General features: G+C 40.6%; 18 protein-coding genes and 1 pseudogene. 10 read left to right on the forward strand and 9 right to left on the reverse strand.

The genetic code is table 11. The features are described 5' to 3' along the window. Positions 1-330 precede the first annotated feature (330 nt). Complete coding sequence (locus CYAN7822_RS34760; RefSeq protein ID WP_013324241.1) at positions 331-1266, forward strand: HMA2 domain-containing protein; 936 nt, start codon at positions 331-333, stop codon at positions 1264-1266. 137 nt (positions 1267-1403) lie between these two features. Here CYAN7822_RS34760 and hemN read toward each other — a convergent pair whose 3' ends face one another. Beyond that, complete coding sequence (gene hemN / locus CYAN7822_RS20905) at positions 1404-2795, reverse strand: oxygen-independent coproporphyrinogen III oxidase (protein ID WP_041933334.1); 1392 nt, start codon at positions 2793-2795, stop codon at positions 1404-1406. A gap of 244 nt (positions 2796-3039) precedes the next feature. Next, positions 3040-3786, reverse strand: a complete 747-nt coding sequence (locus CYAN7822_RS20910) for a biliverdin-producing heme oxygenase (RefSeq protein ID WP_013324243.1) — start codon at positions 3784-3786, stop codon at positions 3040-3042. A 166-nt stretch (positions 3787-3952) separates the two neighbouring features. On the opposite strand from CYAN7822_RS20910, the gene acsF reads away from it, so the two are divergent. Further along, positions 3953-5029, forward strand: a complete 1077-nt coding sequence (gene acsF, locus CYAN7822_RS20915; RefSeq protein WP_013324244.1) for a magnesium-protoporphyrin IX monomethyl ester (oxidative) cyclase — start codon at positions 3953-3955, stop codon at positions 5027-5029. Between the two features lie 90 nt (positions 5030-5119). On the opposite strand, the gene fabZ is transcribed toward acsF, so the two are convergent. The 4 genes from fabZ to purC form a co-directional block, all read right to left on the reverse strand. Next, complete coding sequence (gene fabZ / locus CYAN7822_RS20920; protein ID WP_013324245.1) at positions 5120-5638, reverse strand: 3-hydroxyacyl-ACP dehydratase FabZ; 519 nt, start codon at positions 5636-5638, stop codon at positions 5120-5122. 28 nt (positions 5639-5666) lie between these two features. Beyond that, entirely contained in the window at positions 5667-6518 is an 852-nt protein-coding gene (lpxC, locus tag CYAN7822_RS20925; RefSeq protein ID WP_013324246.1) for a UDP-3-O-acyl-N-acetylglucosamine deacetylase, read from the reverse strand. A 7-nt stretch (positions 6519-6525) separates the two neighbouring features. Next, positions 6526-8892, reverse strand: coding sequence for a BamA/TamA family outer membrane protein (locus CYAN7822_RS20930; RefSeq protein WP_013324247.1), 2367 nt, complete (start codon positions 8890-8892; stop codon positions 6526-6528). Between the two features lie 69 nt (positions 8893-8961). Then, positions 8962-9693: a phosphoribosylaminoimidazolesuccinocarboxamide synthase gene (gene purC / locus CYAN7822_RS20935; RefSeq protein WP_013324248.1), complete on the reverse strand. Its 732-nt coding sequence runs from the start codon at positions 9691-9693 to the stop codon at positions 8962-8964. 200 nt (positions 9694-9893) lie between these two features. Here purC and CYAN7822_RS20940 point away from each other — a divergent pair, with 200 nt between their 5' ends. Beyond that, positions 9894-10169, forward strand: coding sequence for a DUF7219 family protein (locus tag CYAN7822_RS20940; RefSeq protein ID WP_013324249.1), 276 nt, complete (start codon positions 9894-9896; stop codon positions 10167-10169). An 8-nt stretch (positions 10170-10177) separates the two neighbouring features. On the opposite strand, the gene CYAN7822_RS20945 is transcribed toward CYAN7822_RS20940, so the two are convergent. The 3 genes from CYAN7822_RS20945 to CYAN7822_RS20955 all read right to left on the reverse strand — a co-directional run bounded on the left by CYAN7822_RS20945 (position 10178) and on the right by CYAN7822_RS20955 (position 12206). Then, the gene (locus tag CYAN7822_RS20945) at positions 10178-10468 is read right to left on the reverse strand and encodes a hypothetical protein (protein WP_013324250.1); all 291 of its coding nucleotides are present in this window, start codon (positions 10466-10468) and stop codon (positions 10178-10180) included. Between the two features lie 24 nt (positions 10469-10492). Beyond that, complete coding sequence (locus CYAN7822_RS20950) at positions 10493-11554, reverse strand: ABC transporter permease (RefSeq protein WP_013324251.1); 1062 nt, start codon at positions 11552-11554, stop codon at positions 10493-10495. A 133-nt stretch (positions 11555-11687) separates the two neighbouring features. Continuing rightward, positions 11688-12206: an adenine phosphoribosyltransferase gene (locus tag CYAN7822_RS20955; protein WP_013324252.1), complete on the reverse strand. Its 519-nt coding sequence runs from the start codon at positions 12204-12206 to the stop codon at positions 11688-11690. Positions 12207-12359: 153 nt separating this feature from the next. Here CYAN7822_RS20955 and CYAN7822_RS20960 point away from each other — a divergent pair, with 153 nt between their 5' ends. The 7 genes and pseudogenes from CYAN7822_RS20960 to CYAN7822_RS20980 all read left to right on the forward strand — a co-directional run bounded on the left by CYAN7822_RS20960 (position 12360) and on the right by CYAN7822_RS20980 (position 18132). Then, positions 12360-12968, forward strand: a complete 609-nt coding sequence (locus tag CYAN7822_RS20960; protein WP_013324253.1) for a DUF3038 domain-containing protein — start codon at positions 12360-12362, stop codon at positions 12966-12968. A 104-nt stretch (positions 12969-13072) separates the two neighbouring features. Beyond that, entirely contained in the window at positions 13073-13756 is a 684-nt protein-coding gene (locus CYAN7822_RS20965) for a DUF4335 domain-containing protein (RefSeq protein WP_041933897.1), read from the forward strand. A 150-nt stretch (positions 13757-13906) separates the two neighbouring features. Continuing rightward, entirely contained in the window at positions 13907-14341 is a 435-nt protein-coding gene (locus CYAN7822_RS20970) for a hypothetical protein (RefSeq protein ID WP_013324255.1), read from the forward strand. A 106-nt stretch (positions 14342-14447) separates the two neighbouring features. After that, positions 14448-15920, forward strand: a complete 1473-nt coding sequence (locus tag CYAN7822_RS20975; protein ID WP_013324256.1) for an N-6 DNA methylase — start codon at positions 14448-14450, stop codon at positions 15918-15920. Positions 15921-15974: 54 nt separating this feature from the next. Next, positions 15975-16115, forward strand: coding sequence for a hypothetical protein (locus CYAN7822_RS37830; protein WP_157871832.1), 141 nt, complete (start codon positions 15975-15977; stop codon positions 16113-16115). Positions 16116-16167: 52 nt separating this feature from the next. Next, positions 16168-16545 (forward strand): annotated as a pseudogene (folK, locus tag CYAN7822_RS39560) (2-amino-4-hydroxy-6-hydroxymethyldihydropteridine diphosphokinase); the annotation flags it as partial. A gap of 48 nt (positions 16546-16593) precedes the next feature. Then, positions 16594-18132 (forward strand): anthranilate synthase component I, encoded by a 1539-nt coding sequence (locus CYAN7822_RS20980; protein ID WP_245602778.1) that lies wholly within the window; start codon positions 16594-16596, stop codon positions 18130-18132. The last annotated feature ends 3 nt before the right edge of the window (positions 18133-18135 follow it).

The raw sequence follows: 18135 nt of genomic DNA on the forward strand, positions 1-18135 counted from the left end.
CTATAGCAACCTCCAAGGGAGTTATAGTAAAAGATACTCATGCGCTCTGGCAAGAAGAAAATCATTGCTGTCACTCGATTTTAGCTTTTAAGACTGTAAATTACGGTCTTGGCGGTTGCTATAACAGCTATAATAGATTTGTGCCAGAACAAATACAAAAGAACCTTTTTTGCCCTTGAGTCAGCAACACAAATGGCTTGACGCTTAGAGATAACAAGTCATTTAAAAAGGCAATATATTCAAATAATAGAAAAAACCGAGGCATCAAAAATTAATAAAAGTGGAGAAAAATTTCTGAGAGCAATAAAACGTTTAAAAAACCTAACAATTATGTCAACCCATTCTTCCGACCATAAGGCCAAAACCATCGTTTATCAAGTGATGAGTTCCATTCCTGGACGTATACGCCTACGTATTCCTAGTTTGTCTGCTAATTTGGCTTTAAGAGAGAACCTGAAAAAATTTATTGAGTCTGTTAAAGGGGTTACCCAAGTTCGCCTCAACCCGATGGCAGAGTCAATTATTGTTAATTTTAATCAAAATCAAATATCCTCTGCCCAACTAGAGAATCAACTCGCTCAAGCAATTGAACAACAAATATCTATTGCATCTCCACCTCCTACACTTTCAAAAGCAGTAAACGTCCAACCCACCACTCCCTCTCAACCCCCTTTACAACCCACTGAGCAAGCCGCTCAACCCCCTTTACAACCCACTGAGCAAGCCGCTCAACCCCCTTTACAACCCACTGAGCAAGCCGCTCAACCCCCTTTACAACCTACTGAGCAAGCCGCTCAACCCCCTTTACAACCCACTGAGGAATTAGCCGCTCAACCCCCTTTACAACCTACTGAGGAATTAGCCGCTCCTCCGACGGCTGAAACCTTTGATTTACCTCCCCTTGAGCAAGAGGCAGCCCAAGGCAATTTTGATCCTTGGTTGCACCAGTGTCAACAACAAGCGAAAATGATTCAACAATTACAACAGCAGTTAGCTTGGTTACTCGCTACCGCTTCTATTGGCTCTAATTTACTCAATAAGGGAAATTTTAACCATTCGACCACCAGTGAGCCAGAAAATGCCTCTACTTTTGCGCCAAATTTATCATTAATGCAAACTCTTCAACGCGAAAAAAAGTGGCAACAGTTAGCCGAACAACAACTTGAAATTATTACTCGTCTACAACAACAAATTACAGAACAAGAACGTTTATCTAAAATTGCAGAATTTCATCTTAATAAATGGAAGAAACGGTTTTTTAGTTAAATTTTAACAATTTCATTTAGCCGAAAAAAAAGTTACTAGGCTACCCTAGTAACACTGAATCAAGGTGAGTATTTAACTTTTGCTCTGACCGAAAACAGAGAAAATAGGCAGTGCTTATCTAACCATTTCATCAACCTTTAAATTGCCTTAGAAAAGCCATGATGTTGTCTCACACGACTATAAGCATCAAAAGTATAGGCAATATTTCTAATTAACAAGCGTCCGATAGGAGTCACTTCTATTCTATCAGAAAATAGGTCAATTAGTCCATCATTTTCTAAAGCTTTCAGTGCCTGTTCTTCCCAAGAAAAATACTCATCGAAATGAATATTATATTTAGTCTCAATTGCTCTTTTATCCAAGCGAAAATGACACATTAATTCCATAATCACTTGTCGGCGTAGAATATTATCAGATTGCGCTAAATATACCCCTCTTTCAATGGGTAATTGTCCCGCTTCAATCGCTCGGTAATAATCCTTCAAGCGTTTATGATTCTGCACATAAACATCATGCAGCATACTAATAGATGTTAAGCCAAAGCCAAACAATTCTGATTCGGGTTTAGTGGTATATCCCTGGAAATTTCGATGTAATTTACCCGCTTGTTGAGCCAAGGTTAATTCATCATTCGGCTTGGCAAAATGATCCATGCCAATAAAGACATAATTGGCGGCTTGTAATTCCTCTATCGTCATCTGCAACATCGCTAGTTTTTCTGTCGCGTCAGGCAGTTCTTCTAGCGGTAAATTCTTTTGTACAGGCTTCATCCAAGGAACATAAGCAAAGTTAAAAACCGCTATTCGATCTGGATTGAGTTTTATCGTTTTCTGAATGGTTTCCTTAAAAGTGTCCCGATTTTGATAGGGCAATCCATAAATTAAGTCCACATTAACACTTTCAAAACCCGCCTCCCTCATCCAACTCATCACATTAAATAACATTTCTTCCGGCTGGACTCGATTAATCGCTTCTTGTACTCGGGGATTAAAGTCTTGAATTCCAAAACTAATCCGATTAAATCCTATATGCCGCAAGAATAAAATATAATTTCTATCTACATAACGCGGGTTAATTTCAATGGAAATCTCAGCATCTTCATCAAAGCGATAATGTTGATTGATTTTATTCCATAAAATTTCAATATGCTCGAGGTTTAAATAATTCGGTGTGCCGCCACCCCAGTGTAACTGAACTACCGGACGGTCTGAATCAATAAATGATGAAACACTCTCAATATTTTTAGACAGATAATTCAAATAAGGATCTACTGCTCGTGCTTGCTGTTGTGTGACAATTACATTGCAACCACAAAAATAACAAGCACTCTGACAAAAAGGAATGTGAAAATAAAGAGATAAGGGAGACTTAGCCTTATTTCCCCGGTTGATCGCCTCAAGAAATTCATTATGATTAAACTCAGTGGTTAATTCAGTGGCGGGTGGATAACTGGTATAGCGAGGCGTAGGACAATCGTATTTTTGCAATAATGTGGAGTTGAATTGTGCTGTTTGCGGTTGAAATTTCATATTGTAGTCAGTAGTCATTAGTCAGTAGTCATTACTCAGTAGTCAATAGTCATTAGTCATTAGTCAGTAGGGATCTCGCGCACTTGTGGGGATAAGAAAAATTTATAATTCGTAGGGTGGGTTAGGTGCGGTAATGATTTTGATGAAAAAAGGATAACTTTTGAGCCGCGCCGTAACCCACCAGAGACAATTTTGTATCTCTATGAACATTTTTCCCCACGAGTCCGAAAGAACCTGATAACGATTAAGTGTTAACTGTTAACTGATGTTCGTGATGATGACGTTCTGTGCTACCGGGTCGGTCTTGACGAGTCAGCAAATCAAAAACATGCTCTCCGACGGCGGCTTTTACATCGTCTTCTAATTCGTGAACAACATCCCGGTTTAGTCCAAAAGCTAAGTTAGCTTCCTCTACTATTTTTTGTGCTAACGCTTCATCAACCGGTAAACTATTGAGACTATCCCGATATTTAAATTTAAAGTCTCGTTTGGCTTCTCCACCGGGTAAAGCGTCAAATTCATAAAAACGAGTTCCTTGGTCGTCGGGTAATTTTAAAGCAGAACGAACAATATTTTTTAATCCTTGACCTCCGGATAAGTCCCCCATGTAACGAACATAAGCATGGGCGATTAAAAGAGCGGGTTCAGTGTGGGCTATTTCACGAATACGCGCTACATAAGTTTTTCCGGCCTCTAAAGCGGTGATTTGTTCGCGCCAGTTGTCCCCGTAATAAAATTTGAGGTCTTCTTCTAGGTTTTCCTTGCGGTTGAGTTCAGGAAAATACATCAATCTCACTACAGCATCACCCTGATAACGTTGTAGTTCTTCTTCTAAGGCACTATAAACTAAGTACAAGTTAGCAATTAGTTTACGGAAAGGTTCTCTTTCAACTATCCCTTTGAGAAAGCATTTCATAAAGGCTGTGTTTTCTGCGGTTGTGTGAGAGTGGGCTGTTCCTTCCCGTAACTGTGTGGCTAAGTTGCTACTCATGGTGGAATCCTCTTTTTTTAGTGCTTTCATAACTATATAGCGATGAAATGATCATCTCGAACATATTTTGCAAATCTTTACATTTTTTCTCGTCCCTAGGACTAGCCAACAGCTTGCTTATCCGTTAATATAACTATAAAGCGATAAAGTGATTAAAAGAGATTCAATGGTTAAGACCTTGCCTAAAGTAGAGATCGAAGAACTCAAGCCAGGAATTAAAGCCCCAGCCAAAGAAACCTTACTTACGCCTAGGTTTTATATTACAGACTTCGATGCAGTGGCGAATATGGACATCAGCCTCCAAGACGAAGAATTGCAGGCGATGTTAACGGAGATGCGTAACGACTATAACCGCCGCCATTTCGTGCGCGATGACGAATTTAAACAGTCATGGGACCATATTGAAGAAAACAAGCGTCGAGTCTTTATTGATTTTTTAGAACGTTCTTGCACGTCAGAATTTTCGGGTTTTCTCCTGTTTAAAGAATTATCTCGCCGCATTAAAAACCGTAATCCCATTTTAGCGGAGATCTTTGAACTAATGGCTCGGGATGAAGCCCGTCATGCCGGATTTCTCAACAAAGCCATGAGTGATTTTCAGATCTCTCTAGACCTAGGGTATCTAACCAAGAATAGAACATACACCTTTTTTAAACCCGAATGGATCATTTATGCCGTATATTTGTCTGAAAAAATCGGCTATTGGCGTTACATCACTATTTATCGTCACTTAGAAAAACATCCCGAGTATCAATATTACCCGCTATTTCGGATGTTCGAGAGTTGGTGTCAGGATGAAAATCGACATGGGGATATTTTTAACGCCTTATTACGCTCTCAGAAGTCGATGTGGAATACTTGGAAAGGCAGACTGTGGGGGCGTTTCTTCCTATTAACCGTATTTGCCACTCATACCTTAACCGTCCATGAACGAAGCGATTTTTATGACACCATTGGACTAGATGCCAAGGAATTTGATCGCATCGTTATTCGTAATACCAACGAAACCTCAGCAAGAGCTTTTCCAGAAATATTAAATACCGATCATCCGGAATTTTTCACTCGTCTAGAGCGTTGCTCCGACTATAATCTCAAGATCTCAGAAATCGAAAACACTAATCAGCCGAAATGGCTCAAATTCTTGCGTAAACTGCCTTATCACATCAGTATTTTTGGGAATTTGCTGAGACTATATCTTATCAAACCCATTGATGCCGAAGCACTACGAGGAACCGTGCGCTAACTTGAATCAAACCATAGAGAACAGTCCTACACAGGGAACAGAGGTCAATAAAATGAATTTCTGTTCCCTATTTTATGGTCGATTAGCTATTTAATCGAGGCGAGAAAAAAGCATTTCTCCCTGTACAACCAATTGGCCATCTACCGTTCCTTGGCCTTGCATTTTAGCAATGCGCTTTTGCTTAAACGATAACAATTCCACTGTCATAATCAATTGATCCCCAGGAATAACAGGACGACGAAAACGCACCTTATCAATTCCAGCAAAAGCAAAAAACTTTCCTCTCATACCCGGCAGCAAACATAACAGAACACCGCCCACTTGAGCCATAGATTCTACAATCAGTACCCCAGGCATAATGGGACGTACAGGAATATGCCCAGCAAAAAAAGGTTCATTAATCGTAACATTTTTGATCCCCACCACCTTTTGACCAGGAACATAATCAATAATGCGATCAACTAAAGCAAAAGGATAGCGATGAGGCAATAATTCTCGAATCTCTTCCACCTTAAAAGTCGTTAGAGTAGATAGGTCAAGTTCTGGTTGTTCTGATTGTTCTGTTTGTTCTGGTTCCTGGTTAATCTGGGCATCAGTCATAGTTAACATATACGTTCTCTAGAAATAATTTTAAAGGTCAGTGGGTAGGGGTCTTTGAGAAAATGCCATCGATCGCCTTAGCTAATTGAAGATGAAGTTTATGACTCGCCTTATAAGCAAGAAAATGAGCTTGAGGAATTTTTCCCAGTAAACTTAAATCTCCCACTAAATCTAACAGTTTATGACGAACTGGCTCATTTGAAAACCTCAAAGGAGGATTAAGCCAGCCTTGATGATCACAAACTAAGGCATTTTCTAAATTACCTCCTTTAATTAAACCAGCCTTCTGTAGAAATTCAATCTGATCAGCCAAGCCAAATGTCCGCGCAGGGGCGATCGCCTCAGCAAAAGTTTCTGTTAACGGACTCCAACTAAACCATTGGTTTCCGATGGCACTATAAGCAAAATCTATCCCATAAGTAAAGCGCGTTTCCGAGGAGGGAAAAGCCGCCACAAAAGCCTCTCCTTCCTGTACCGAGATGACAGAAGTTACTATCGCGGTAAGGCTACTTGGTAGGTTCGCTTCATTTTTTGACCCAGTAATTCCCACAGAAGCGATCGCGCTTACCCATTCTTTGGCCGAACCATCTAATAAAGGCACTTCAGGTCCATCAATTTCGATACGAACATCATCAATACCACTCCCGCCTAAAGCGGCTAAGAGATGCTCAACAGTACGCACAGCATGACTATTATTAGCCAATTCTGTCGATAGCGTGGTTTGATGAACAAAATCGATTCTAGCCGGAATGACGGGTTTTTCTGGTAAATCCACTCTAACAAAATAGCGCCCTTCACCCCATGAAGCCGGTAAGACCTTAACTGTCGTCGTCACTCCAGAATGTAGCCCAACGCCTGAGCGTTCAAAAGGTTCTTTAATCGTGTTCATATAACTTTTAAAATCTTTCCCCAATACCAAAATTGAGGCGAGAATCTCCTTGATCATTAAAACCGTAGTCTACCCGAATCGGGCCCACAGGAGACTGAATACGTACACCCACGCCATAGGCGAAGCCGCTACCGGGTAAATCTCGAACCTCACCCGGTTTGCCCGGAACAGCCCCTTGAGAACCCAAGGTTGTCCCATAATCAAGAAATAAAGCCCCACCCACCACAGCAAAAATCGGGAAACGATACTCGGCGGTTGCCTGAAAATAGCTACGTCCACTCCCCACTTCGCCTTCTGCATAACCTCTAACCGAGTTACTCCCTCCCAAAACAAAAGCCTCATAAGGGGGTAAATCTCCAAAAATCGTTCCCGCCTGCACGTTAAAGGCTAAAGCTTGGGGTCCATTATTCATAAAGTCAAATCTCAGCAATTTAATCGGGAGATAATAGCTATAACTGCCTCGCCAACGATTAAAAGTAATCCCTTCATTACTGGTGGGAATCGTCTGTTCAGCAGCGATACGAGCCACATAACCACTGGTAGGTTGTAGGGGGTTATTGCGAAAATCTTGAGAAGCCGAAAACGTTAAACTAAAAAGGTCATCTACACCACTTGCATTGTAAGCCAATTTTTGAGAACCAAATCGAGCCGCCGACCTTGGGGACAAATCTCCATCGGCATTTTCAATTCTAACGTTCTGATAAAGTACCCCCGCCGACAAGGTCCAATCCGGTTTGGAGAACACATCTTTAGCCAGAGGACGGACAAAAGTCACGCCGCTACCCGTTCGCACTACCCGAGGAGAATCATTTCCATCAGCCGTTCTAATGGTAGAATCATTCCCGTCATAAACCAAAGAAATCGACTGACGACGAAAAAGGTTAGCCGTGTAAGAAGTGCGGAAAGGGTCACCCGCAATCCAGGGATCGGTAAAATTGACATCAAACAGTAATTCTCTTTCCCCGACTTGAATTTCTCCACCGATATTTTGGTTTTTGCCCCAGAGATTTTGCTGCTGATAACTGACGGTTCCAAATAAACCACTACTAGAACTAATCCCTGCCCCTGCCGCCAGTGAGCCTGTATTGCCTTCTACCACATCTACATTAACGACCACTTCTTGAGGGTTTTGACCGGGTTCAAAGCCAAATTTAACATCTTCAAACAATCCTAAGCCATAAATTCGCTGTAGGTCTTGTTGAGCGGTGTTACGGTTAAAAACCTGACCCGGTTTGAGCCGCATTTCACGGGTAATAATATAAGGCCGAGTTTTGCCTTTTTTGGGTTCATCTTGTTTCGTCCTATAGCGAACCTGAATATTTTCTATGACTCCCTCAGCAATGACTAGAGTCACCACGCCATCATCACCGACTTTAGGGGAGCCAATGACTTGAGCTAAATCATATCCCCGGCTGCTATACCACTCATTAATTTTTTGAATTCCTTCCTGCAAGGAGCGTAAGTTGAGGATTTTGCCGTATTGATCCTGAAAAATTTCTTTAATGGCTTCTGGCGGCAACACTCTCGCGCCGGGGGTAGCGGGTACGGTATCAATGGCCACGTCTTTTAAGATGGGATTGGGAGTTACCGCGAAAGTCACGCGAACACCCAAGGGAGTATCTTCCGGCACCACTCTCACATTAGCAAAGTAGCCTGTCGCATAAATAGCATTGACATCTTCTTGCAGTTGACTGCGGGTTGTGGCTCGCCCTGGCCGGGTGCGAATGGTATTGTAAATTAAGTTTTCTAGTTCTGTATTGCCACCACTAATAACCACTTCGGCTACTAAAACCCTCGGTTCTGCGGCGGGTGGAGTTTCAGTGGTATTAGGCGTAGTCGGTTGACCCATCCCTGGAGGCGTGGACTGTTGAGGCGGTTGAGTGTCGACAGGCGGGGTTGCTGGAGAGGGTGAAGGCTGATTGGGTGTTGAAGGTGGCAGGGTTGCGGGAGGTTGTGGACTGTTGGTTTCTGCGGCAACCGGTGAAACGAGGTGATTTTGATCGACATCCGCGACAGATGATTGCTGTGGGGAGACAGGGGCTACCGTCAGGTCTATAGAGTCAGTCTCCTCAAGAGGCACAAGTTCAGCGTTCGCGTCAACAGAAGAGGCTTGGGTGTTGAGATCGCCGCTAAAAGCCGAGGGAGGTGATGGATCTGTTGGTTCAGAAGACGGCATCTCCTCGACAACGGAGAAGGAGTCGGCGGTTTCTGCCTGAGCTATTTTTGGTGATAACAGGATAGGTACCGTTATCATCAGCGACAGCAACAAAGGGGATAAGCGTAAATTAGGATTATCTTTTAGCACGTCCACACACCCAAATAAGCAATCATTAATTTCTATCCGTTGATTGACATTAAGAGATTGTTCCAGCAACAGACAGATAGAATCGATGATCCTGACTGCTTAATTAGTAGAATGTTCCGTTTCTGCTGTTTGGGGGTTCTAAGATTTCAATTGCGAAAGTTGGCTTAAAACTCTTTGCTGAACCTGTTGATAAGCTTCTTCAATCTTGCCTAAATCTCTTCGAAAACGATCTTTATCCATGACTCTTGCAAGGGGGTCAGTTTCTGAACTGTCCCATAGACGACAGGTATCGGGACTAATTTCATCGGCTAAAAGAATTTTGTTTTGGGAGTCTACACCAAATTCGAGCTTAAAATCCACTAGCGTTATACCACAGTCCGCAAAAAACTGGGTTAAATGTTCGTTAATCTTTAGCGCTAAATTTTTCATTTCTTCTAGCTGTTCTGGGGTCACGATTTCTAAAATTAAAATGCGGTCCTTAGTCAATAAGGGGTCTTGTAACTCATCATTTTTTAAATAAAATTCCACTAGGGGAAAGGGTAAAATTTTTCCTTCAGCGAGTCCAGTTTCCCGGCAAAGGCTACCGGCGGCAATATTCCTCACTACCACCTCTAAAGGCAAAATTTTAACCGCTTTTACCCGCATTTCATTGGATGTGCTTTGCTCAATAAAGTGGGTCAAAATACCTTTGGACTCTAACCAACGAAATAACGCTGAGGATATAGTACAGTTGATTTCTCCTTTACCCTGTATTTGACCGCGTTTTAGAGCATTAAAGGCTGTGGCATCGTCTTTAAAATGTGCCAGAAAAATTTCTGGTTCATCGGTACTGTAAAGAATTTTGGCTTTTCCTTCGTAGAGTTTGTTCATCAAGATTTCACCTATTGTTAACCTATGGGGTTAGGAATTTCCTAATAAAATATTAAAAGGATTTCCAAGAGACGAGATAATCAGTTTTAAGGGAGCAGAAAAATTATTCCCTTGTTATTAATTAAAATGTACTCCAAGGCCGAAGAAAGCGGCGTAAAAACAGGCCAATCTATATTGTAACCAATAAGCAACCAAAAAACATGGAAAATAACCAGAGCAAAGAAGAGTTTTTATATCCCCATAGTTCTTACCGGGGACAAGTTAAACCGGAAAATCTAGTATTTAATTCTAATTTACAAGAGTTTGCCCAACGGGTGAGCTATGTTTGTAATTTAGAAACTAATGGAAAAATTACTCCTGTGGAAGCTTACAAACAAATAAAAGCTCTGTGGAAAAGTCTTAGACTGAGTAAACAACAGTTAAGAATAGGAGAAGATCCTTTTGCCCAAGATATGGATGATGATGATGACAGTTGAATCGGCTTTTATACCAAAACAAACTGAATTCGGGGTTCGAGCGGCTCGTTAACCACTCCGATCCCCACATACCCCCAACGTTGTAGCACTCCTTTTAGCTGAGTTGCGGGTATTGACTCTACCGAAAACTGATGAGCGATATCAGGTGCATGAGTATTTAAATAACTCAAAGCATCAAAAGATTCCTTGAAAACTAATAAATAGTTAATCGTTTTATCTCCTGACTCAGTTTTTGCCCTAGCGGCAAGATATTGACCGTCAAGTTTTGAGCGAATTAAATAATGAATTGAAGACAACATTTGAGAAAATTATACCCTGAAAAATTATTTAAGGTCTTCGAGTTTAATGCGAGGATCGACAAATTTAAGCAATAAATCAGCCAGTAAATTCCCCACAATTAACATAGCGGCTCCCATGATTAAACTTCCCATAACTAAATAGAGATCTTGAGCCGTAACAGCTTGTAAAATCAAGCGTCCTAAACCCGGCCAATTAAAGAAAAATTCCGCAATAAATGCCCCACTGAGAAGACCGGCAAACTCAAACCCTAATAAAGTAATTAAAGGGTTAACGGCATTTCGCAAAGCATGAACATAAATAACTTTATTTTCTGGCAAACCTTTAGCCCTAGCGGTTTGAATATAATCTTGTCGAAGCACATCTAATAATTGTCCACGCATTAAACGTTGTAATCCGGCAAAACTGGTAACCGTTAGAGCAATAGTAGGAAGAATCAAGTGCCAGCCAAGGTCTAAAACTTTACCAATGGGAGACAATTCAGAATAATTGAGGCTAGTCATATCTCCCACCGGTAATAAGGGCGACACTTGTTGAGCGATAATTAAAAGGATTAAAGCAGTAATAAAACTGGGAAATCCTTGACCTAAATAACTAATGACTCTGAGAAATTTATCGAGAAAAGTATTTTGCTTAACAGCGCTCACAATTCCCAAAGGAATCGCAATAGCCCAAGTGAGAATAATAGAAAGAATAGCCAGTAATAGGGTTGCAGGGATTCGTTCTAACAACAAAGAAGAAACCGGCCGAAAATAGACAAAACTCGTTCCAAAATTAAAATGAGTTAAGACCTGGACTAACCATGACCAATATTGAACATACCAGGGTTTATCTAAGCCAAAAAGTTTTGTATATTCTTCAATTACCTGACGAGAGATTTTCGGATTTTGGGCTAAAGTTTGGATAAAATTACCTGGGGCAAGTTGGATAATGAGAAAACTCAGAAAAGAAGCTAACAGCAGCGTTAATAATCCCTGTAAGATTCGTTTAATAATATATAAAAAAGTCTCACTCGAGAGTAAAGCTTGTAATCTCGTCAGAAGAAAACCCGACTGTTGAGAAGTTCCTGATTGGCTTGTTAAAGTCATTTTCTACTTCGGATTTATTTGATTAACTGAAAACTGACTAGGATTCATCTGATTAATGAAAATTATGATTAAGGTCTTCAATCCGAGTCTATTTTAATCATAGTCCATCAGAAAATCAGATGAATCATAATCACTAATACTCAACTAAAGTAATGATCGGTAGGTCAGGAAGTCTTTGACGACCGCCCAACTCTTTCAACTCAATGATAAAAGCAAAACCCAAGACTTCGCAGCCAATTTTATCCAACAACTGCGCTGTTGCTCTAGCGGTTCCTCCCGTCGCCATCAAGTCATCGACAATCAAAACGCGATGATGAGAGGATAAAGCGTCTTGATGAATTTCTAGCTTATCAGAACCGTATTCTAGGTCATATTCAATGGTATGAACCGCCGCCGGCAACTTACCCGGTTTGCGGACAGGAATAAAACCCGCATTAAGTTGATAGGCTAAAGGAACTCCAAATAAAAAACCTCGAGACTCCATTCCCACAACGTAGTCAGGACGGAAATTAGCCTCAATAGATTTTTGAGTTAAAGTATCGATCGTGTAACGTAATCCTTCCGGATGACTCAACAGCGTTGTAATATCACGAAAAACGATACCGGGTTTAGGGAAATCGGGAATATTACGAATGAGTGATTTAATATCCATCGCTTACCGTATAATTAAGACCCTGTGGGATGATGTATATGATCTATATCATGACTTGAATGTAGCGTTTACGCTAGTAATAATCAGCCGCACTGCGGTCAAACCGATACTTTTAGATTAAGGTAGTCTAGAAAGCCGTATTTTAGCAATATAATGTCCGATTCTATTTCTATTATCGATTCCAAACCTACTATTTTAGATGTCCTGCCCAATTTACCGATTTCAGGACAACGTTGTGCCATTCGTCTGCAACAGCAGCTAGATTTAATGCTATTAGCTATCGAAGCCTTAGATTTAGAAGCAACCACTCATATTATCGAAACAGTAACTGAATTAGGCCTCGAGGAAATAATCAACAATCGTATTACTTTATGGCGTTTGCGTTGTTCTAATCCCTGGCGGCGTTCCTACACGCGCTCTGTCCTCACTGTACAACAAGCTAAAGCCCTAGCGATTATTATCAGTCATCGGGCTAAATATTTGAGTGTATCAATTCGACAACTACTGTTAGCCGAACAACAAATGCGAAATAAAGGATTACCTGTAGATAACAATTTTCTCATATCTGAATATCTAGAAAGATTTCGCTCTCATTTCCGCAGCCGCATGAATCCTCGTCGTGCTAAGGTAATGGTGTGTCTAGCGATCGAAGATGAGTTAAATGAACTCGCTTTAGCTCTGCTGAATCAGTTATTATTTTGTACAGGAACTACGGGTATGCAACGATTTTGGATTAGTTTATTTGATGGGGAAGTGGCCTAACATGAATGCTAACATTCTCACTTAACCTAGTAAAAACATAAGCATCAAAAGAACTTCCTAGCTTAGATAAACTTGATCAGTAAAAAATTAATGGTTTGATGGATATGGACGTTAAACGACAGTATAGTTTACCTAACTGCACACTGATATTAGTGGGAAGCAGCGATGACAGCGTTACCGATTTTTCAGGGGAGGGAGTCCCCATTTTATCGGTTTTAAATAGTGCCGAATGTCGCTTTGTGGGAGTCAATACCATCCTACAAGGTGGACGAATTTTTTTTGAAAATTTAGTCAAGGCCGTGAGTGCTTACGCCCAAGAATATTTGAGTGGTGTACATCATCCTGAAGATATTTCTCAACAACAAGATCGCATTCATTTAGAAAAGGCACAAAACAATTTACATCGTTTAATTTGGCAACCGGGTTCTGATAGTCATGGCGAACCTGTGGCAATTCAGTTAACAACTATACAATTGTTTGATTTAGTAGAAGCGGTGGATCAGTTTTTTGCTGATAGTCGGACTTTACCGGATTTAGATTTAAAATTACAGCCGGTGTCTCGTCGTTATCGTCAACCCGATGAACCTTTATCTCAGCGTTTAGTACCTCTAACTTTAGGGGTGAGTGGTTTAGCTGTAGCCGCGCTTATTTGTTATTTGATTCCCATTCCCGAAGTTCGCAAACCTGAACCCGATACCCAATCCTTACCCACACAAACGCAACCCACGCTCCCTAGTTCTCCGCTTCCTGGGGCAACTTCGAATCCTCCTAATTCTCAGCCCCAATAGAACTCTTGAGGAAACCTCTATTAACCTTGAATGATTAAGAGTTGAAGAACTTAAAAAAAGTTCCTTGACTCGGTGATAGCAATCACATCCATTGCTTAAAAAAGCATAGAGGATAGAGGTAAAGAAGTTAGTCAAGGAATTTGAGATTCTATGCTCAAAAAACTTTCTCGCCTTGTTGTCATTGGGGTGATCTTATTTCCTGTTCAAGTTTTATCCCAACAAGCTAATATAACTTATTCTCCTCAAGTACCAGAATCGGTGATCGCTCAATATTCCGACTCTTGTTATATGCAAACAGAATCGGGAGTAATTTATAATTTGGGTACATTATGCGGCTCTCGATCTACACCGACAAGCACATACAAACATCCTAATCCTATTAGTGATCCCACTTCAGGAGGGCGTTATGCAGATCCCATCAGCGATCCTACTTCAGGAGGGCGTTATGCAGATCCCATCAGCGATCCCACTTCAGGAGGGCGTTATGAAGATCCCATCAGCGATCCCACTTCAGGAGGGCGTTATGCAGATCCCATCAGCGATCCCACTTCAGGAGGGCGTTATGAAGATCCTTTTAGCTATTAGACCTCATTAGACCTCTTGCATAATTAATTTTAGAGTTCCCTAACTATTATTTTTTTTAGACTTACCTAAATTTTGACTTTTGTCGTGATCACTTTTATTTTTTTTAATGAAAAATAAGTCAACCTTAGAATTAGGAGATTTTCAAACCCCTCAAGCTTTAGCCCTTCAAGTTACTAAGGTGGTTCAACAAATTGGATTAATCCCTCAGTCAATCATTGAACCGACTTGTGGAAAAGGCGCTTTTATTTTAGCCGCCATCCAAATATTTAATAATCTCAAAAAAATTATCGGTGTTGAGATAAACCCAAATTATTTAAAACAAATAAGCTTGAATGAAAACTCTAAAAATATTCAACTGATCAACGATAATTTTTTTAATTTAAATTGGAACGAAATTATCAATGGCTTACCTGAGCCAATTTTAATTATCGGGAATCCTCCTTGGGTAACCAGTGCTGAACTCGGAAAACTAGAGAGTTTTAACCTGCCTAAAAAATCTAATTTTCAAGCTCAAAAAGGATTAGATGCTCTCACGGGTAAAAGTAATTTTGATATATCAGAATCGATGATTTTACAACATCTAGAATGGCTCAAACAGCGACGAGGAACCATTGCTATGTTATGTAAAACGGCTGTGGCCCGTAAGGTGTTAATCTATGGCTGGAAGCATCATTATCCTATTAAACAAGCTTGGATATATCAAATTAATGCTTTAAAATATTTTAATGCCGCCGTTGATGCTGGTTTATTGGTTTTAAACCTTGAACCTGAACCAGCCGCTAAAAAATGTTTTTGGTTTGAAAACTTATCAGACTCCCTACCTAAAAATATTTTAGAGTATGAGCAAAATATTTTGGTGGCTGATAGTCAAAATTATCATCAATATAAACATTTATATGGGGTAGATAAAAACTATATTTGGCGTTCCGGCATCAAACATGACTGCGCTTCCATCATGGAACTCGAAAAAACTGCCCAAGGATATCAAAACCGAGCGGGAGTTCACCTATCTCTAGAAGAGAATTATATTTATCCTTTGTTAAAAAGTTCAGATTTAGGAAATGAACGAATTAGTCAATGTAAAAAATACGTTTTAGTCACTCAAAAATATATAGGAGAAGACACAAAAAACCTTGAAAAAAATGCGCCGAAAATCTGGAAGTATTTGCAAGCTAATCGAGAAGCATTTGCTAAACGGAAAAGCTCCATTTATAAAAACCACCCGAGATTTTCAATTTTTGGAGTGGGTAATTATACCTTTTCTCCTTGGAAAGTTGCCATTTCTGGATTGTATAAACAATTAAACTTTATGAGTATTGGCCCTAGGGAAGGAAAGCCGGTTATTTTTGATGATACTATTACTTTTTTAAATTGTTATTCCGAAAAAGAATCTAGATTTATTGCCGAAATTCTCAATTCAGAAGCGGCTCAATTATTTTTAAAATCAATGATTTTTTGGCGTGATAAGCGTCCCATTACTATTAATCTTTTAAAACGTCTTAATCTTCAGACATTGGCCAAAGAACTCGGCAGAGAAAAAGAATATTTATTGTATCTTCAAAAAAGAGAAAAAAACTAGATCTATTGTAAGTAGTCGGACATAAATAAAGCACTCTATATAAAGAATTGTAAAATGGCTACAATTACCCCACACCCGACACCCGACACCCGACACCCTAACCTCACAGTTAACTTGATTTTTGTCCAGGTACTTATTCCCCCAACAGCCGCCTCAAGGAAGCAAACCAAGGAATATAAGTTGCGCTATCTCTAGCTAATATTGTAAAGTGACTGATCATTAAAAATATCTAAATTTTTTTCAAACAGTGTATCTTGCTGTAATTGCTTTTGGTTCTAACGATAACGCTAAATCCAACTTAGTCAAGGGATTAAAGACTCTAGCCCAAAAAGTACGGATTTTAGCCCTGTCTCCAGTTTATGAAAACCCCGCCATTGGTCATCACACTAGCCCTCCCTATCTCAATGGTGCTTGTTTAATAGAAACAAATTTACCCCCCCTCAAGCTTTACGAGCAGGTTTTACGCCCGACAGAAGACGAATTAGGCCGCATTCGCGCAAAATCTGGGAAAGCCAAATGTTCCATCGACTTAGATCTAGTTCTCTATGAGCAAGAAATCTTACAATTACCTAAGCTACAATTGCCAGCACCGGATATTTTACGTTATGCCTATGTAGCAGTACCTCTAAGCTTTCTCGTTCCTGATTGGATTCACCCCCTAACTCAAGAAACAATGGCTCAAATCGGCAATCGGTTTTCTCAAGAAAAAGCAAGTTTTTATCATCATACAGAGGTTAACGCCGCTATCGCTAGTGAGATCTTTACCCCAACCTCCTCAACCCGACAACCCTTGTATTGGCAAAAGCTGCCCCTCAACAAACGTAGCGGCTCACAAGTTTTTGAAACCTTATTTCTTCATCCTCAAGATAAAATTCACAAGATAGCGACCCTTCTAGAAAGTCCCGGCAATTCAAATAGTTCCCAGTTAGCTCGATATTCCATTTGTGCCGGTTCGCCTCGGGTAATTAACGGTCAACCTCAAGTCTGGACTCCCGCAGTGGGAGATATTCTGCCTTTCTTGCGGCGTTTGCTCGATTCTGCTCACCACAATACCAGTCTACCCGCTATAGTCCCGCCGGAACTGCCTTTTAGCGGTGGTTGGTTAGGATGGCTTGGCTATGACTTAGCCACAGAAATTGAACAATTACCCGAATATAAAGCAGATCCTCTGCCTTTTCCTATAGCTTACTGGTATGAACCAGACTCTTTTGCGGTTTTAGACCATCAGCAGCAAATACTCTGGTTAGCGGCTAGTGATTCCCCTCAACTCGAGGTGATGGAAAAGCGGCTAGAGAAAGCGGCTCAAAAAATAGAAGACCCTCGCCTAAACCTTTGTTCTACTCATCCGGTGACTCCTATTTTTCAGATGAATCAACAAGAGTATATAGCGGCGGTACAGAAAGCGAAAAAATATATTCAAGCGGGCGATATTTTTCAGGCTAATTTATCACTAAGGTTTGAGGCCCATACAGTTTTTGATAGTTGGTCAATCTATCGAGCATTACAGAAGATTAACCCCTCTCCTTTTGCGAGTTATTGGCAAACACCTTGGGGAGCGATGATAAGCTGTTCTCCTGAACGATTAATACAGCGAACAGGACAGCAGGTTCAGACTCGGCCCATTGCAGGAACGCGAGCGCGGGGCGTTACTCCTACGGAAGATGAACAGTTAGCCGAAGAGTTAATTGCCAATATTAAAGAAAGAGCAGAACACATCATGCTCGTTGATTTGGAACGCAATGATTTAGGTAGAGTGTGTCAGTGGGGAACGGTAAAAGTGGATGAACTTTTGACCATTGAGCGTTATAGTCATGTCATGCACTTGGTTAGTAATGTAGTGGGTACTCTACACCCGAATTCGGACACAGTAGACTTGATTAGAGGGGTATTTCCTGGCGGGACGATTACCGGTTGTCCTAAAGTTCGTTGTATGGAAATAATTGAAGAACTTGAACCGGTAAAGCGTAATTTATTTTATGGTTCCTGTGGTTATCTTGATTGGCGTGGAAATTTGGATTTAAATATTTTGATTCGGACTCTACTTTATAGTGATCTCAAAGATTGCTCAGGGGCAATAGTTTGGGGACAAGTGGGTGCAGGAATTGTGGCAGATAGTGACCCCGAAAAAGAATGGTATGAGTCTCTACATAAAGCACAAGCTCAACTGAATGCTTTAAATTTGGCTGAAATCTTTTACCATTCAACATTCTAGCCT

Origin of the sequence: Gloeothece verrucosa PCC 7822 (genome assembly GCF_000147335.1) — a bacterium.
Classification (GTDB): domain Bacteria; phylum Cyanobacteriota; class Cyanobacteriia; order Cyanobacteriales; family Microcystaceae; genus Gloeothece; species Gloeothece verrucosa.

What these genes read in the sequence shown, in the direction of transcription:
- lpxC (WP_013324246.1), bottom strand. Translation starts at nt 6,518, where the DNA reads ATGAACACGATTAAAGAACCTTTTGAACGCTCAGGCGTTGGGCTACAT.
- CYAN7822_RS20940 (WP_013324249.1), top strand. Translation starts at nt 9,894, where the DNA reads ATGGAAAATAACCAGAGCAAAGAAGAGTTTTTATATCCCCATAGTTCT.
- CYAN7822_RS34760 (WP_013324241.1), top strand. Translation starts at nt 331, where the DNA reads ATGTCAACCCATTCTTCCGACCATAAGGCCAAAACCATCGTTTATCAA.
- CYAN7822_RS20960 (WP_013324253.1), top strand. Translation starts at nt 12,360, where the DNA reads ATGTCCGATTCTATTTCTATTATCGATTCCAAACCTACTATTTTAGAT.
- CYAN7822_RS20965 (WP_041933897.1), top strand. Translation starts at nt 13,073, where the DNA reads ATGGACGTTAAACGACAGTATAGTTTACCTAACTGCACACTGATATTA.
- fabZ (WP_013324245.1), bottom strand. Translation starts at nt 5,638, where the DNA reads ATGTTAACTATGACTGATGCCCAGATTAACCAGGAACCAGAACAAACA.
- CYAN7822_RS20910 (WP_013324243.1), bottom strand. Translation starts at nt 3,786, where the DNA reads ATGAGTAGCAACTTAGCCACACAGTTACGGGAAGGAACAGCCCACTCT.
- CYAN7822_RS20980 (WP_245602778.1), top strand. Translation starts at nt 16,594, where the DNA reads ATGGCTCAAATCGGCAATCGGTTTTCTCAAGAAAAAGCAAGTTTTTAT.
- hemN (WP_041933334.1), bottom strand. Translation starts at nt 2,795, where the DNA reads ATGAAATTTCAACCGCAAACAGCACAATTCAACTCCACATTATTGCAA.
- CYAN7822_RS20970 (WP_013324255.1), top strand. Translation starts at nt 13,907, where the DNA reads ATGCTCAAAAAACTTTCTCGCCTTGTTGTCATTGGGGTGATCTTATTT.
- CYAN7822_RS20975 (WP_013324256.1), top strand. Translation starts at nt 14,448, where the DNA reads ATGAAAAATAAGTCAACCTTAGAATTAGGAGATTTTCAAACCCCTCAA.
- CYAN7822_RS20945 (WP_013324250.1), bottom strand. Translation starts at nt 10,468, where the DNA reads ATGTTGTCTTCAATTCATTATTTAATTCGCTCAAAACTTGACGGTCAA.
- CYAN7822_RS20950 (WP_013324251.1), bottom strand. Translation starts at nt 11,554, where the DNA reads ATGACTTTAACAAGCCAATCAGGAACTTCTCAACAGTCGGGTTTTCTT.
- CYAN7822_RS20955 (WP_013324252.1), bottom strand. Translation starts at nt 12,206, where the DNA reads ATGGATATTAAATCACTCATTCGTAATATTCCCGATTTCCCTAAACCC.
- purC (WP_013324248.1), bottom strand. Translation starts at nt 9,693, where the DNA reads ATGAACAAACTCTACGAAGGAAAAGCCAAAATTCTTTACAGTACCGAT.
- acsF (WP_013324244.1), top strand. Translation starts at nt 3,953, where the DNA reads ATGGTTAAGACCTTGCCTAAAGTAGAGATCGAAGAACTCAAGCCAGGA.
- CYAN7822_RS37830 (WP_157871832.1), top strand. Translation starts at nt 15,975, where the DNA reads ATGGCTACAATTACCCCACACCCGACACCCGACACCCGACACCCTAAC.